Origin of the sequence: uncultured Intestinibacter sp. (assembly GCF_902468165.1) — a bacterium.
Classification (GTDB): domain Bacteria; phylum Bacillota; class Clostridia; order Peptostreptococcales; family Peptostreptococcaceae; genus Intestinibacter.
In genome coordinates, this window is the sequence record NZ_CABQXJ010000006.1 from 16,034 (window position 1) to 29,900 (window position 13,867).

At 29.2% G+C, this 13,867-nt stretch carries 10 protein-coding genes; 7 read left to right on the forward strand and 3 right to left on the reverse strand.

Annotated features, from left to right (window positions below; translation table 11 throughout):
* Window positions 1-11 precede the first annotated feature (11 nt).
* The 3 genes from RDX53_RS02100 to RDX53_RS02110 all read left to right on the forward strand — a co-directional run bounded on the left by RDX53_RS02100 (window position 12) and on the right by RDX53_RS02110 (window position 3,019).
* A complete protein-coding gene (locus tag RDX53_RS02100) occupies window positions 12-1,343 on the forward strand; it encodes an SLBB domain-containing protein (RefSeq protein WP_195929685.1) in 1,332 nt (443 codons plus the stop codon).
* A gap of 48 nt (window positions 1,344-1,391) precedes the next feature.
* Window positions 1,392-1,943 (forward strand): BMC domain-containing protein, encoded by a 552-nt coding sequence (locus RDX53_RS02105; protein ID WP_195929686.1) that lies wholly within the window; start codon window positions 1,392-1,394, stop codon window positions 1,941-1,943.
* A 62-nt stretch (window positions 1,944-2,005) separates the two neighbouring features.
* The gene (locus RDX53_RS02110) at window positions 2,006-3,019 is read left to right on the forward strand and encodes a phosphotransferase (RefSeq protein WP_195929687.1); all 1,014 of its coding nucleotides are present in this window, start codon (window positions 2,006-2,008) and stop codon (window positions 3,017-3,019) included.
* A 119-nt stretch (window positions 3,020-3,138) separates the two neighbouring features.
* On the opposite strand, the gene pcp is transcribed toward RDX53_RS02110, so the two are convergent.
* The 3 genes from pcp to RDX53_RS02125 all read right to left on the reverse strand — a co-directional run bounded on the left by pcp (window position 3,139) and on the right by RDX53_RS02125 (window position 5,493).
* Window positions 3,139-3,780, reverse strand: coding sequence for a pyroglutamyl-peptidase I (gene pcp, locus RDX53_RS02115; RefSeq protein ID WP_007285672.1), 642 nt, complete (start codon window positions 3,778-3,780; stop codon window positions 3,139-3,141).
* Window positions 3,781-3,874: 94 nt separating this feature from the next.
* Complete coding sequence (locus RDX53_RS02120) at window positions 3,875-4,804, reverse strand: DUF979 domain-containing protein (RefSeq protein WP_007285673.1); 930 nt, start codon at window positions 4,802-4,804, stop codon at window positions 3,875-3,877.
* Complete coding sequence (locus RDX53_RS02125; protein WP_295575725.1) at window positions 4,804-5,493, reverse strand: DUF969 domain-containing protein; 690 nt, start codon at window positions 5,491-5,493, stop codon at window positions 4,804-4,806. Before RDX53_RS02125 ends, RDX53_RS02120 begins: the two co-directional genes overlap by 1 nt.
* 465 nt (window positions 5,494-5,958) lie before the next feature.
* Here RDX53_RS02125 and RDX53_RS02130 point away from each other — a divergent pair, with 465 nt between their 5' ends.
* The 4 genes from RDX53_RS02130 to RDX53_RS02145 all read left to right on the forward strand — a co-directional run bounded on the left by RDX53_RS02130 (window position 5,959) and on the right by RDX53_RS02145 (window position 13,808).
* Window positions 5,959-7,347: a cation:dicarboxylate symporter family transporter gene (locus RDX53_RS02130; protein ID WP_295675199.1), complete on the forward strand. Its 1,389-nt coding sequence runs from the start codon at window positions 5,959-5,961 to the stop codon at window positions 7,345-7,347.
* A gap of 112 nt (window positions 7,348-7,459) precedes the next feature.
* The gene (locus RDX53_RS02135; RefSeq protein WP_307993640.1) at window positions 7,460-8,788 is read left to right on the forward strand and encodes a CoA-disulfide reductase; all 1,329 of its coding nucleotides are present in this window, start codon (window positions 7,460-7,462) and stop codon (window positions 8,786-8,788) included.
* A gap of 199 nt (window positions 8,789-8,987) precedes the next feature.
* On the forward strand, window positions 8,988-10,358 hold the full coding sequence (locus tag RDX53_RS02140) for an MATE family efflux transporter (protein ID WP_307993641.1): 1,371 nt from the start codon (window positions 8,988-8,990) through the stop codon (window positions 10,356-10,358).
* Window positions 10,359-10,574: 216 nt separating this feature from the next.
* Window positions 10,575-13,808, forward strand: coding sequence for a two-component regulator propeller domain-containing protein (locus RDX53_RS02145; RefSeq protein WP_307993642.1), 3,234 nt, complete (start codon window positions 10,575-10,577; stop codon window positions 13,806-13,808).
* Window positions 13,809-13,867 lie beyond the last annotated feature (59 nt).

Consider the following 13,867-nt stretch of genomic DNA (forward strand, 5'->3'; position numbering starts at 1 on the left):
AGGTGAAATAAATGGAAAAAGATTTATTAAGCCTTATTAAAAAAGCGGGGATAGTAGGAGCAGGGGGAGCAGGATTTCCAACCCATGCAAAGTTAAATGCTAAGGCTGAATATGTAATAATAAATGGGGCAGAATGTGAGCCTTTGTTGAGAGTAGATCAACAATTAATGGCTTTACATACAAAAGAGATTTTAGATGCATTAAGTTTAGTTGTTGAACATGTTGGAGCTAAACATGGTGTAGTAGCACTAAAATCAAAATATAAAGAAGCTATTTCGAGTGTACAAAGTATTATAGGGAATTATGATAAATTACAATTATTCGAGCTTGAAAACTTCTATCCTGCTGGTGATGAACAAGTTTTAGTATATGAAGTTACGGGGAGGATTGTTCCAGAGGGAGGAATACCTCTAAATGTAGGTGCTATAGTATCAAATGTAGAAACTATGCTTAATATTTACAATGCTTATTATTATGAAAAACCAGTAACTGATAAATATGTTACAGTTACTGGTGCTGTAAATAATACTAAAACTTTAAAATTGCCAATAGGAATGAGTGTTAAAAAAGCTATAGAGTTAGCTGGAGGTACAAGTTTAACTGACTTTGTAGTTATTAATGGTGGACCAATGATGGGGAAAGTTGTAGATATAGATTCTACAATTACAAAAACAACAAAAGGTCTTATAGTACTACCTAAAGACCACTCATTAGTAAAAGACTTACAAAAAGATATAGGAAAAATGCTAAAAGATGCAAAAACATCATGCATGCACTGTAGCCATTGTAGTGAAGTATGTCCAAGGGGGCTTATAGGACATGCTATACAACCACATAAGATGATGAGAATAGCATCGTATGGAAGTCTATGTGACAACAATATCAGTACGGTAAATGCTTATTTATGTTGCGGATGTAGATTATGTGAATATGCATGTATTATGAATTTACAACCATGGAAACTAAACAACTTTTTAAAACAGACTATGAGACAAAATAATATAAAAAATACTTGCAACAATAAACCAGAGAAGGCACACCCTTTTAGAGAATTTAAAAGATATCCAGTAAATAAATTAATAAGACAACTGGGACTTACAGAATTTGATAGAAAGTCGCCTCTTGAAGATAAAATAATAGACGAAGATAGTGTTACTATTTTGATGAATCAACATATAGGCAAACCTTGTGCAGTGGCAGTTAAAGTAGGGGATAAAGTTCAAAAAGGTGACTTAGTTGGGATAATAGACAAAAATAGTTTGGGAAGCAATATTCATGCAAGTATTAGTGGTGTTATAAAAGAAATCAAAGATAATAAAGTAGTCATTGTTTCAGACAAATAATATAAATAGAATATCTATTAGATAAATTATGAGAAAGAGGGGATAAACTTGAAAAAAGCAATTGGTTTAGTAGAACTAAAAAGTACTCCCATTGGTATACAAACTGCTGATGAAATGGTCAAAGCAGCTAATGTAGAATTAGTTTTAGCAAATCCCGTTTGCCCAGGTAAATACATGATTGTAGTGAGTGGAGATGTCGGTGCAGTTAAAAATTCTGTTGAAAGAGGAAAATCAATAGCAGATGTATTTTTAGTAGAGAGCCATATAATAAATAATGTATCACCACAAGTTCTTGTAGCGATTGCTGGAGCTACAGATATAAAGGACTTAAAATCTATAGGAGCTATAGAAACTATATCTGCTTTAACAATAATAAAAGCTGCAGATATAGCAGTAAAAGCATCGAATGTCCAATTAATAGAAGTTAGAATTGCAAAAGGGCTAGGCGGCAAGGGATTTTTGATAATGACAGGTGAAATATCTTCTGTTAAATCAGCTATAAAATCATGTGAAAATGAACTTGCAAAATTGGGAGAAATAACATCTACATCAATTATCGCTTCTCCTCATAAAAGCTTATTAGAAAAAATAGTAATGTAATACTATTAAAAAAGAGTGATACTATATAAAATTGGGATAAATATTTTAAGGAGGGGAATGACTTGGATATTTATAAAGCATCATCTATAAGAGATCTTTTAAGCAAAGAAAACTTAGAAAAAGAAATAGATAACTTAACAAATATAGATATTTATCCTATAAATACATCAGGTTTATCTGGATCTAAAATGTATAAAATAGAACTTTACTCTAATAAAAATAAAAAATACCTTTACTTAAAAGTTAATAATCTACAAGAAGATTGGCTAGCAAAAGCCAGTAATGACAAGGGTAGGGAGTTAGTAATATTTAAAGATAACGTATATCCAAAGCTTGAAGAATATATAGATGGAATTTATATAGGATATTACTTAGGAAGTGATACATACGCAATTTTAATGAAAGATGTTTCGGAGTATATAGGCTCCAAAAATCATATGAATGAGTATTTGGATTATATAGACACACTAGCGAAATTTCATTCAAAGTTTACAGAATATGATGTTAATAAATACGAGAACTTATTAAATACAGAAAGCTATTATAATTTTTTATCCGTAGATAAATTTAAATATACAGAAGATATGAGAAAAGAAGTATACGAAGGATGGAAAGAGCTAAAGCTCATCTTGGGAGAAAATTTATATGAAAAATATAATAATTTAAATAATATAGAAGAATTATATCCATATTTCCCAAAAACTTTTTTACATGGAGATTATAGACCAGATAATACACTGTATATAGATAAAAACAATATAAAGATGATTGATTTTGCTAATAGCGGATGTGGCCCATGTACACTAGATTTATTATGGTACATTATAACTTCTGTAGAAGCAGATATAGACAAAACTATACTAATAGATTTTTATCGAAAAAGACTAGAAGAATATAAAGGATACAAATTTACACAAAATACATGGAATACATTATTACAAGTTGGATTACTATGTGCATGTAGAATGTTTTTAGCAGCGTTGATAATAAATACAGATTTTAATAATAAAGAACAGATGTTAAATATGGATTGGTGGATAGAAAATTTAAAATTTATACTTATAAATAAAACCTAATTAAAATCATTAAAAAAGTATCGATGAATTTAAATCTACAAGACTTTTTCATCGATACTTCTATTTTCAATAAATATAAATTCCGGGTAAATATTTATTGCATATTTATTAAATTACAATTAGCAGATTTCTCCACCAACAGCTTTTATATCTTCTTTGTTTTCAACAGCAGCTTTTATACATAACTCTAAACCTTTAGTTATATCAGCAGCAGCCATTGATGGTGTGTTTGGTTTACAAACAACTTGAGATGGTATATAAGGAACATGGATAAATCCACCTTTTATGTTAGGATATTTTTTATCTATCATGTATAATATTCCGTACATAACGTGGTTACAAACGAATGTACCAGCAGTGTTAGATACAGAAGCAGGTATACCATTTTCTCTCATTTCTTTAACCATAGCTTTTATTGGTAAGTTTGAGAAGTAAGCAGGTTGCCCATCTTCGAATATAGTTATGTCTATTGGTTGATTTTTTTCGTTATCTTCTATTCTAGCATCATCTATGTTTATAGCAACTCTCTCTGGAGTTACATCAAATCTTCCACCAGCTTGTCCAACAGATATTACTATATCAGGGTTGTGTTTAACTATATTTTCTTCTATTTTCTCTAATGATTTTCTGAAAACAGTAGGTATTTCTAATTTTATTACTTCAGCACCGGCTATTGTGTCAGGAAGTTGTTTAACAGCTTCTAATGCTGGATTTACTGATTCTCCACCAAATGGATCAAATCCTGTTATTAAAACTTTCATTTTTATTTCTCCTTTAGTTAATACAACAGACTCCGGAATAATATATCAAAATCTGTTGTATATTTATTTAATCAATTATAATAGTTTTTTTATATTAGAACCCTAAAGTATACATTAATATTATGTGAGCTACTAATAATAATGCAGCTAAAGGTGCTTGAGCTTTTATAACTCCGTTTTTATCTTTCATTTCAAGTAATGCAGCAGGTAAAACGTTGAAGTTTGCAGCCATTGGAGTAACTAATGTACCACAGAATCCAGCAGTTAATGCTAATATTGAACATATAACTGGGTCTCCACCTTGAGCAAATACGAATGGAAGACCTATACCAGCAGTTATTACTGAGAATGCAGCAAATGCATTACCCATTATAGCTGTGAATATTGCCATACCAACACAGTAAGCTATAACACCTGCAAGTATATTTCCTTGAGGTATAACAGATGATATTATGCTAGCTATTTTATCACCAACACCAGCAGCAGTGAATAATACACCTAAAGAAGCTAATAATTGTGGTAATATAGAGAATACTCCTATTGCTTGGAACATTCTGTTAGTATCTTCAACAGCTTCAGATGGTTTAGCTTTAGTTATTGCAAATGCTAATAATAAAGAAAGTGTAGATGCTATACCTATAGCTACAGTTCCAGGAAACTCTGTAAATGAAGCAACAAGCATTGCTATTACAGCTATTGATAAAGCTGGAACAAATATTTTTAAACCTAATTTTTGAGCTTTCATTTCTGTGAAAGTTGTATCTAATTGTTTTAAAGTACCAACATTAATTTGTTTAGTTGCTGATAAAATTGCTATAACGATTACAAGACATCCTACTAATACAGAAGGAAGTATTCTTGCGAATATAAATATAAATGCTAATATTCCCCAAAATAGGGCTGTACCTATTCTAGTTTTATGATTTTTATCTTTTAAAGTAAACACCATTGTTATTGCCATACATAATCCTATAAACATATAAAATACGTCTAATAGATTATTTGAAAGTGTTGCCATATCCATTATTTATTACCCCCTAAATCATTATTTTTAGAGTTGTATTTTCTACTCAATTGTCTATCTAGTAATATATTTTTTCCAACGCATAATACAAATGCTATTATAGCAACTGGTATTGCAGCTTTAGTAAGCGCCATTGGATCAACAGTCATTCCTAAAGAATCTAAAGTACCAACTATTAAAAGGATACCTGAGTTTGCCATAAATAAGTTTTGACCGAAGAAGTTACCTATATTATCTGCAAGTGCAGAATGAGCTTTTATTTTATCTAAATCCTTTTCTTCTAATTTACCGTATTTTACAGTAGCGGCACTCTCAGCCATTGGGCTTATAAGAGGTCTAACAAATTGAGGGTGACCACCAAGTGCAACACCTGCTGCTATTGTAGCCTCTCTTATGAAAGAATATCCACTTAAAAGTGTACCAGTAGATAATCCTTTTGCTTTTTCTATAAGCATAACTGCTTTTGCTTTTAATCCATATCTTTCACAAAGTCCTATAACAGGTAGTGTAAGCATGAATAAACATGTTGTTCTATTAGTGACAAACGCTTCCCCTAAAGTTGAAAGAATTTCAACTATATTCATGTGAGCTACTAATCCTGTAACTACACCAGCTGAAACAACAACTGCTATAGTATCTAATTTTAGGGCGAAACCTAAAATGATTATCAAAATTCCTATTAATTCCATTATAATATACCTCCATAAATAATTTTTTAAAAATTGTTGAATTTTATATTTATATTTTACAAGAAAAATAGGAAAACGTATAGACTAAATGTAAAAAAATATAGAAAAATGTAAAAAATAAGAGAAATTTGAAAATAAATATAAAGAAAAGCTAATATTTCCATAAAATCGGATTAAAAATTAAATTAAAATTAAAAAAATGATTTTAAAAATAAACTGCAAAAAATAGGATTTTAAAGAAATAATAGAAAATATTATAAAAAAATAAAAAAATATTGCAATATTATCAAAATGATAGTACAATGAAATGGTTGGGTGTTATCAAAATGATAGCCGAAGTATTTTTAAAAAAAATTAAAAAATGTAAATATTATTATATACTTTTTTGGGTATTATATCCTATAATATACATAGGGTTTATAATAAATTAAATAAAAAACAAACAAAGACACAGGAGAAAGAGGAATGTTAGAAAGTAATTTTTTTACAAAGTTCTTACAACTTAGTGATTTTAGAACTTTGGCATTTATCGTAGCATTAATAGCATTATTTAAAGTGATCAACGTACTTCAAAAGAAAAAGGTTAGCTTTTCTACAAGAATGACTACTGGTACAGTTTTAGGATTAGTTTTAGGAGTTATAGTACAAGCCGTTGCTAAATTCCCAGATTCACCAAAGGATATAGCTTGGATAAGTGAATTATCTGGATGGTATGGATTTGTTGGTGGTGGATTTATAGACTTATTAAAAATGTTAGTTATTCCACTTATATTATTATCAATAACAAGAGTAATAATGAATATGAAAGGTGATAACCTTGGAAAACTTACAACAAAAACAATAGGATCATTAATAGGTTTAACAGTTTTCGCTGCTATAACAGGTATAGTATTAGCAATATTATTTAACCTTGGTCAAGGATTTGATGCAGGAAACAACACTGCTGAAATAAGAGAAGCAGTTTCTTTATCTGAAACAATAAGAGCACTTTTACCAAGTAATATAGTATCATCTATGGCAGAAGGAAATATAGTTGGTGTAGTTATATTCTCAGCATTTATAGGAACTTCAATAAGACGTTTAAGCAAAAAACATGCAGATACTATTGAACCTTTTGTAAAATGGGTTGAAGCTTTTTATAAAATAATAATAAGTGTAACTATGACAATAATTAAATTTATGCCATATGCAGTTATAGCTTTACTTGCAAACACTATAATTTCAAATGGAATAGGTGTACTTGCATCTGTTGGTAAATTTATAGTTTGTCTATATTTAGCAGTGATTATAATGTTAGTAGTTCATATGACATTAGCTATGTTAAATGGAGTTAGCCCAATAACATATATAAAAAATGCTTCAGAACCATTAATTATAGCATTTACTTCTCGTTCAAGTTTAGGAACATTACCTGTTACAATTGAAACTCTAGAGAAAAAATTTGATGTTAATGAAGGGGTTGCAAGTTTTGTTGCTAGTTTAGGAACAAATATGGGTATGAATGGTTGTGCAGGAATTTATCCAGCACTTACAGCTATAATGCTTGCACAAATAACTAATACACCTATAGATTTAAGTTTCTGTATAATGCTTTTAGTAATCATAGCAATTAGTTCATTTGGTATAGCTGGTCTTCCAGGTACTGCTACAATAGCAATATCTGTAGTTATATCTGGTATGGGTATGGAAGCATACTTCCCACTTCTTGGAGCAGTAATTGCAGTTGACCCAATAATAGACATGGGTAGAACTATGTTAAACGTAAGTGGTACAATAGCAAGTTCAATTATTGTAGATAGAAGTTTAAAAAGAGATGAAGAAAAAGCAAATAAGACAGTTCAAAAAGCTGTTTAATTTCTTTTAAAATAGAATAAAATAATTTTGAGATAAGAGGGCGTGCTATTAGATGGGAGAAATTCTGGCTTTTGGTTCGTCCTCTAAATTTAAGACAGATTTAGGAGGAAATATGAGAATAATTATAGTTGGAGGGATTGCTGCAGGAATGAGTGCAGCTGCTAAATTAAGAAGAACTGACAGAGATGCTGAGATAGTTGTATATGAAAAATCTCCACATATATCTTTTGGTGCTTGTGGACTACCTTATTATGTTGGGGGTAATTTTGACAATGTAGATAGAATGTTAGTTAGAACTCCAGAAAAAGTTAGAGAAACAGGAATAGATGTAAAAATAGAGCACGAAGTTGTAAGTTTAAATGTAAAAACAAAAACAATAGAAGTGAAAAATTTACAAAGTGGTGAAGTTTTTACAGATAATTATGATAGACTGATGATTGCAACAGGGGCAGCTACTGTAATACCACCTATAAAAAATATAGAAAAGGCTTATACACTTAGAAGTGTAGAAGATGGAGAAAAGTTAAAAGCAAAAATGCAAGATAAATCTATTAAAAAGATAGCTGTAATAGGGGCTGGATTTATAGGTTTAGAAGTAGCAGATGTTGCAAAAGAATTAGGCAAAGAAGTTTGTGTATTTAATTCGGGAAATAGAATACTTGAAAATGTACTTGATAAAGAAGTTACAGAAATACTTGAAGAAAACTTAAGAGCTCATGGAATAGAACTATACTTTAACTCAATGGTAACATCTATAGATACTTTAGATGGAAAAACTAAAGTTATAACTAATACTGATGAAGTAGAAGTAGATTTAGTTGTATTAGCTGCTGGTGTAAGACCAAATACATCATTCTTAAAAGATACAGGCATAGAAATGCTTGATAATGGGGCAATAGTAATAGACAATCAAGGAAGAACTTCTATAGAAGATATTTATGCTGCTGGAGATTGTGCAACAGTATACCACCTTGTAAAACAACAACAAGTTTATATACCACTTGCTACAAATGCAAATAAATTAGGTCGTATAGTTGGATCTAATTTAGGTGGAAAATCTGAAACATTCCAAGGGACATTAGGTTCAAGCTGTATAAAATTATTAGATATGGAAGCAGCATCAACTGGAATAACAGAAGCAGATGCTAAAAAAATGAACTTAAATTACAAAGCTACATTTATAACAGATAAAAATCACACTGATTATTGTCCAGGACAAGAAAAAATATCTATAAAATTAATTTATGATGCAGATACAAAAGTAATATTAGGTGGACAAGCAGTAGGTAAATCAGACGCAGTACAAAGAACAAACGTACTTGCAACTGCAATATTTACAAAAATGACAACAGAACAACTTGGAATGCTTGATTTATGTTATGCACCACCATTTGCTAGAACATGGGATGCACTTAATATAGCAGGAAACGTATCTAAATAATAAAATATATGTAAATAAGAATAATCTATAGCCAATAACAATAAAAGATGTTAAAATATACGTTAAAGTAATTTTACTATCTAAAATAAGTATAGATAAACAAGATAAATAGGACTCTCTTTATTCGAGTAATAATAAGGAGGGTCTTTTTATACAATTATAAATTTTAAAAATTAAATAAATATAAGGAGGAATAATTATGACTAGTGATATGACAAAGGGAAATCCACTAAAAATATTCATTTATTTTACTATACCGCTTTTAATCGGAAATATCTTTCAACAGCTTTATAGTATGGTCGATACTATAATAGTAGGAAGATTTGTCGGTGTTAATGCACTTGCAGCATTAGGTGCATGTAATTCACTATTTTTCTTAGTAAATGGTCTAGTATTAGGACTTACAAGTGGATTTGCCGTCTTGGTAGCACAAAAGTTCGGAGCAAAGGACGAAAAAGGTGTAAAAAAAGCAGTAGCAAGTAATATAACACTTACTATAGTATTGACAGTAATAATCACAATAGTAGCATTGTTAGCAGTAAAACCACTTCTTAATATGATGAATACACCAGAAAATATTTATGAAGATGCAAGGGTATATATCACATTAATTTATGCAGGAATAATAACTCAAACGGGATATAATATGGCAGCAGGAATATTAAGAGCATTAGGAGATAGTAAAACTCCATTATATTTCTTAATAGTGGCATCAATTCTAAATGTTATTTTAGACTTAATTTTCATAATAAACTTTAATATGGGGGTTGCAGGAGCAGCTTATGCAACTAATATAGCACAAGGAGTATCAGCAGTCCTTTGTTTTATATATAGCTATAAGAAATTCAAGATATTAAGACTTAAAAAAGAAGACTTCAAAGTTGAAAAAGAATATTATACTACACATTTAAAAATTGCAATACCAATGTCAATGCAATTTTCAGTAACTGCAGTAGGTATAATAATAATACAAAGTGCAATAAATACATTTGGTTCTGTAGTAATAGCTTCTTACACAGCAGCATCAAAAGTTCTTCAATTAGTAATGCAACCATCTACATCTTTCGGTGTTACAGTTGCAACTTATGCAGGACAAAATTTAGGTGCTGGAAGATTTGATCGTATAAAACACGGAATAAAAATAATGAATATAGTTTCAATAATAACAAGTTTAATAGCTGGAGTTGTATTAGTTACACTTGGGAAATATTTTGTAATGTTATTTATAGAAAATCCAACGCCAGAAATATTTGATTATGCTCAACAAGTATTAAATTATTCTGCAATATTCTTTATACCTTTAGGATTTATATTTGTATATAGAAACGTGCTTCAAGGAATGGGAGAATCATTTGTACCAATGATGGCAGGATTCTTTGAATTAGCTGCAAGAGCTACAGTAGCTTTTACATTACCAAAAGTTATAGGTTTTACAGGTATATGTTTATCTGATCCAATCGCATGGATATCAGCAGCAGTACCACTTATGTTGACTTATTATATAAAAATGAAAAAAATAGATAAACGAAATAATTTAAAAGAAGAGTTAGAAGCAGCTCAAGAATTATAATAAAAAATAGCACTGGATAGATAAAATCTGTCTAGTGCTATTTTTTATTATTTTTTATTTTATTATACATAGTAAGTTATATTGACTTAAGATTAATCGAAAATAATCGAATAATAACACAAGATAGCAAATATATACGATTAAATGATTGAACTTTTAAATAATATTTTATAAAATATTATTTAGCAAATATTTACTATAATAGAGGGTGAAGCTATGAATTTTAAAAATGGTATTTTAGCAGTTTTAGTATCGGTATTTTTTATAATTACTCTAACTAATATATCTGAAGCACAAGAACATATAAATTTTAAACATATAACTATAGAAAATGGACTATCACAATCGAATGCCCAAACTATATACCAAGATAGTAATGGGTATATATGGATAGGTACTAACGAAGGTTTAAATAGATACAATGGGTTTGAGATGAAGGTATATAAAGCAGATAAAGATAAAAAAAATACAATAATTAATAACTATATTCTAAGTATTCAAGAGGATAATGAAAAAAATCTTTGGGTTGGAACAAATAAGGGGATAAGTAAAATAAATTTAGAAACAGAAGAAATTACAAACTATGAGCATGATGAAGATGGAAATACTTTTTTTAAAGTAAGAAGTATTTTATTAACAAAAAGAGGAACAGTTTTAGTAATAACACAAGATAATGTATATATGTATGATAGAGAATTCGACAAGTTCAAAGTATCTTTAAGCGAAGAAGATGTATTCAGCAAGGAAGATGTAATGGACATTGAAGAAGATAATTTTCATAATATATGGATAGGAACTGACAAAAGTTTAATTAAAATGGATAGAGGAACTATGAAAATCACCCAATATATTTCTCATGAGAATGTCGAAACATTAAAAGACGACAGAATAAATTCTATTTTAATTGATGATGAAAACAATCTATGGGTCTCGACCAATAACAACGGATTAATAAAAATACTTGTTAAAAATGGTGAAACACATAAGGTCATTAGGTACTACCATGATGCAAATGACGATACAACAATACCTTCTAACACCACAAAATCAATAATACAAGATGAAAATGGGATGATATGGATAGGTACGGATTCAGGTCTTTGTAAATACTTAGGTGATAATAAGTTTTATACATATCATAATAATTACGACTCTAATAGTTTATTAGATGACAATGTATATTCACTGATGCAAGATAGTACAGGATTAATATGGGTAGGAACATATACAGGAATTAGTATATTTAATCCAAATAATAAAATAATTCAATATAAAAGCGATCCATTAAATAAAAATTCTTTAAGCTCAAATGTAATACAAGGTGTATATGAAGATGAAGATGGCCTAATATGGGTAGGTACAAGAGATAAAGGTCTTAATATTATGGATAGAGAAAACAATAAATATATTAAGATTTCGGCAGGAGAAGGGACTTATGATATAACAAGCAACTTGATACGTGTTATCCAAGGTAGTGGAGATACTGTATGGGTTGGAACGGATTATGGACTGAATCAGATAAATAGAAAGACAATGAAAGTCAAAAAATACACCATGAATAATGGGATGACAAGTGATATGATAGAATCCTTGTTAATCGATAGTCGAGGGTATTTATGGATAGGTACTCAAGATGGTATAAGTATTTTAGATATAAAAACTGAGAAGATAGTAACGGTTGATAAAATGATAGATACTCTTAACAAGACTATTAAAGAAAAAGTCGGTGACGCTCATATACAAGAAATTTTTGAAGATAAAGATGGAGTATATTGGCTTGGAACTTATACAGCTGGTTCTATGATAAAAATAGATGTAAATCAAGACAAGATAAAAGTCTTTAAACTATTTGACCATGAAACTAAGGAAGAAATAAATACAATAAAATGTATAGCCGAGGGCAATGACAATATATTATGGATTGGTACAAGTGATGGTCTAGTTAAATTTTATAAATCTAATGGAACGTCTATAAAATATACTGACGAAGATGGTCTTAGTAACAATACTGTTTATGGAGTGTTAATTGATGATGATGGTAATCCATGGGCAAGTACAAATAAAGGAATTTCAAAGTTTGATTTAAAAACTAATGAATTTAGAAATTTAAGTACGGCTGAAGGATTACAAAGCAATGAATTCAATGATAAATCAGAGTATAAGACGAAAGACGGTGAGTTTATATTTGGTGGGATAAAAGGTTTAAATATTTTTAACCCAGCAGACGAAGAAGCCATGTTCTCATATTACGAACCAACAATCACATTTGAGAGCTTTATGGTAGATGGAGAAAAATATAAAAATATAGATAATTTACAATTTAAATATGATCAAAATGATTTAAAAATATCTTATTTTATACCACAATACAGAAATAACAACTTAAAATTTTATTATAAATTAGAAGGTGTTATGGATGAATGGACATCTACAAGTAATAACCAAGTTTTATTTAATAAGCTGGACCCAGGAAAATACACTTTTAAAATAAAAGCGAGAAACCAAAAAGGTGTAATGGGAGAAGAGTATAAAGTTACATTTACTATAAAACCACCACTTTGGAAAAGTAAAGGTGCAATAATATCTTATATTGTAATGATAATAATGCTAGTCTGCTACAATAGTACAAAAGTTAAAAGATTAGATAATTTAGTAGCTGTTAGAACAGAAGCACTTAGCAATGAGATGGAAACGAACAAACAGCTATTTGATAAAATTATAGAGGTAGAGAGAAATAAAAATAATTACTTTATAAATTTATCTCATGAGCTTAGAACACCATTAAATGTGATAAGTTCAGTAGAACAATTGATAACTAATTTAAATAAATCGCCAAAAGGAATATCAAGAGAAAAGATAGATGAGTATATGGTTGTTATGAATAAAAATATTAAGAGATTACTAAACTTAATTAACAACATAATAGATACTACTAAAATTGAAAATGGAAAATATAAAATAAATATTCAAGAAGAAGATATAGTATATATAGTTGAAGAATCAGCACTTAGTCTTAAAGATGCAATAGAATCAATGGGATTAAATTTAATTATAGATACTAATACAGAAGAAAAAATCATAAAATGCGATAGAAATGAAATAGAGCGTTGTATTATAAACTTACTGAGCAATGCAGCTAAATTTACTCCAGTAGGTGGAGATATAAAAGTAGATATTCTTGATTTAGGAGACAAAGTAAAAATAATAGTTGAAGATACTGGAATCGGAATAGAAGAAAAATATCATGCAGCAATATTTGATAGATTTAATCAAATAGTAGACGAGCACACTGAAGTAAAAGGTGGAAGTGGTCTAGGTCTTACTATAACAAAACATATAATCGATATGCACAATGGAGAAATATATGTTGAAAGTGAAGTAAATAAAGGAACTAAATTTACAATTATATTACCAGTTGATGATAGCATAGATGAAAATATCATTATATAAATAGATATATTTTGTAAAGAAATATATATAAATAGCCTATATTTGTATACGAAAACAAC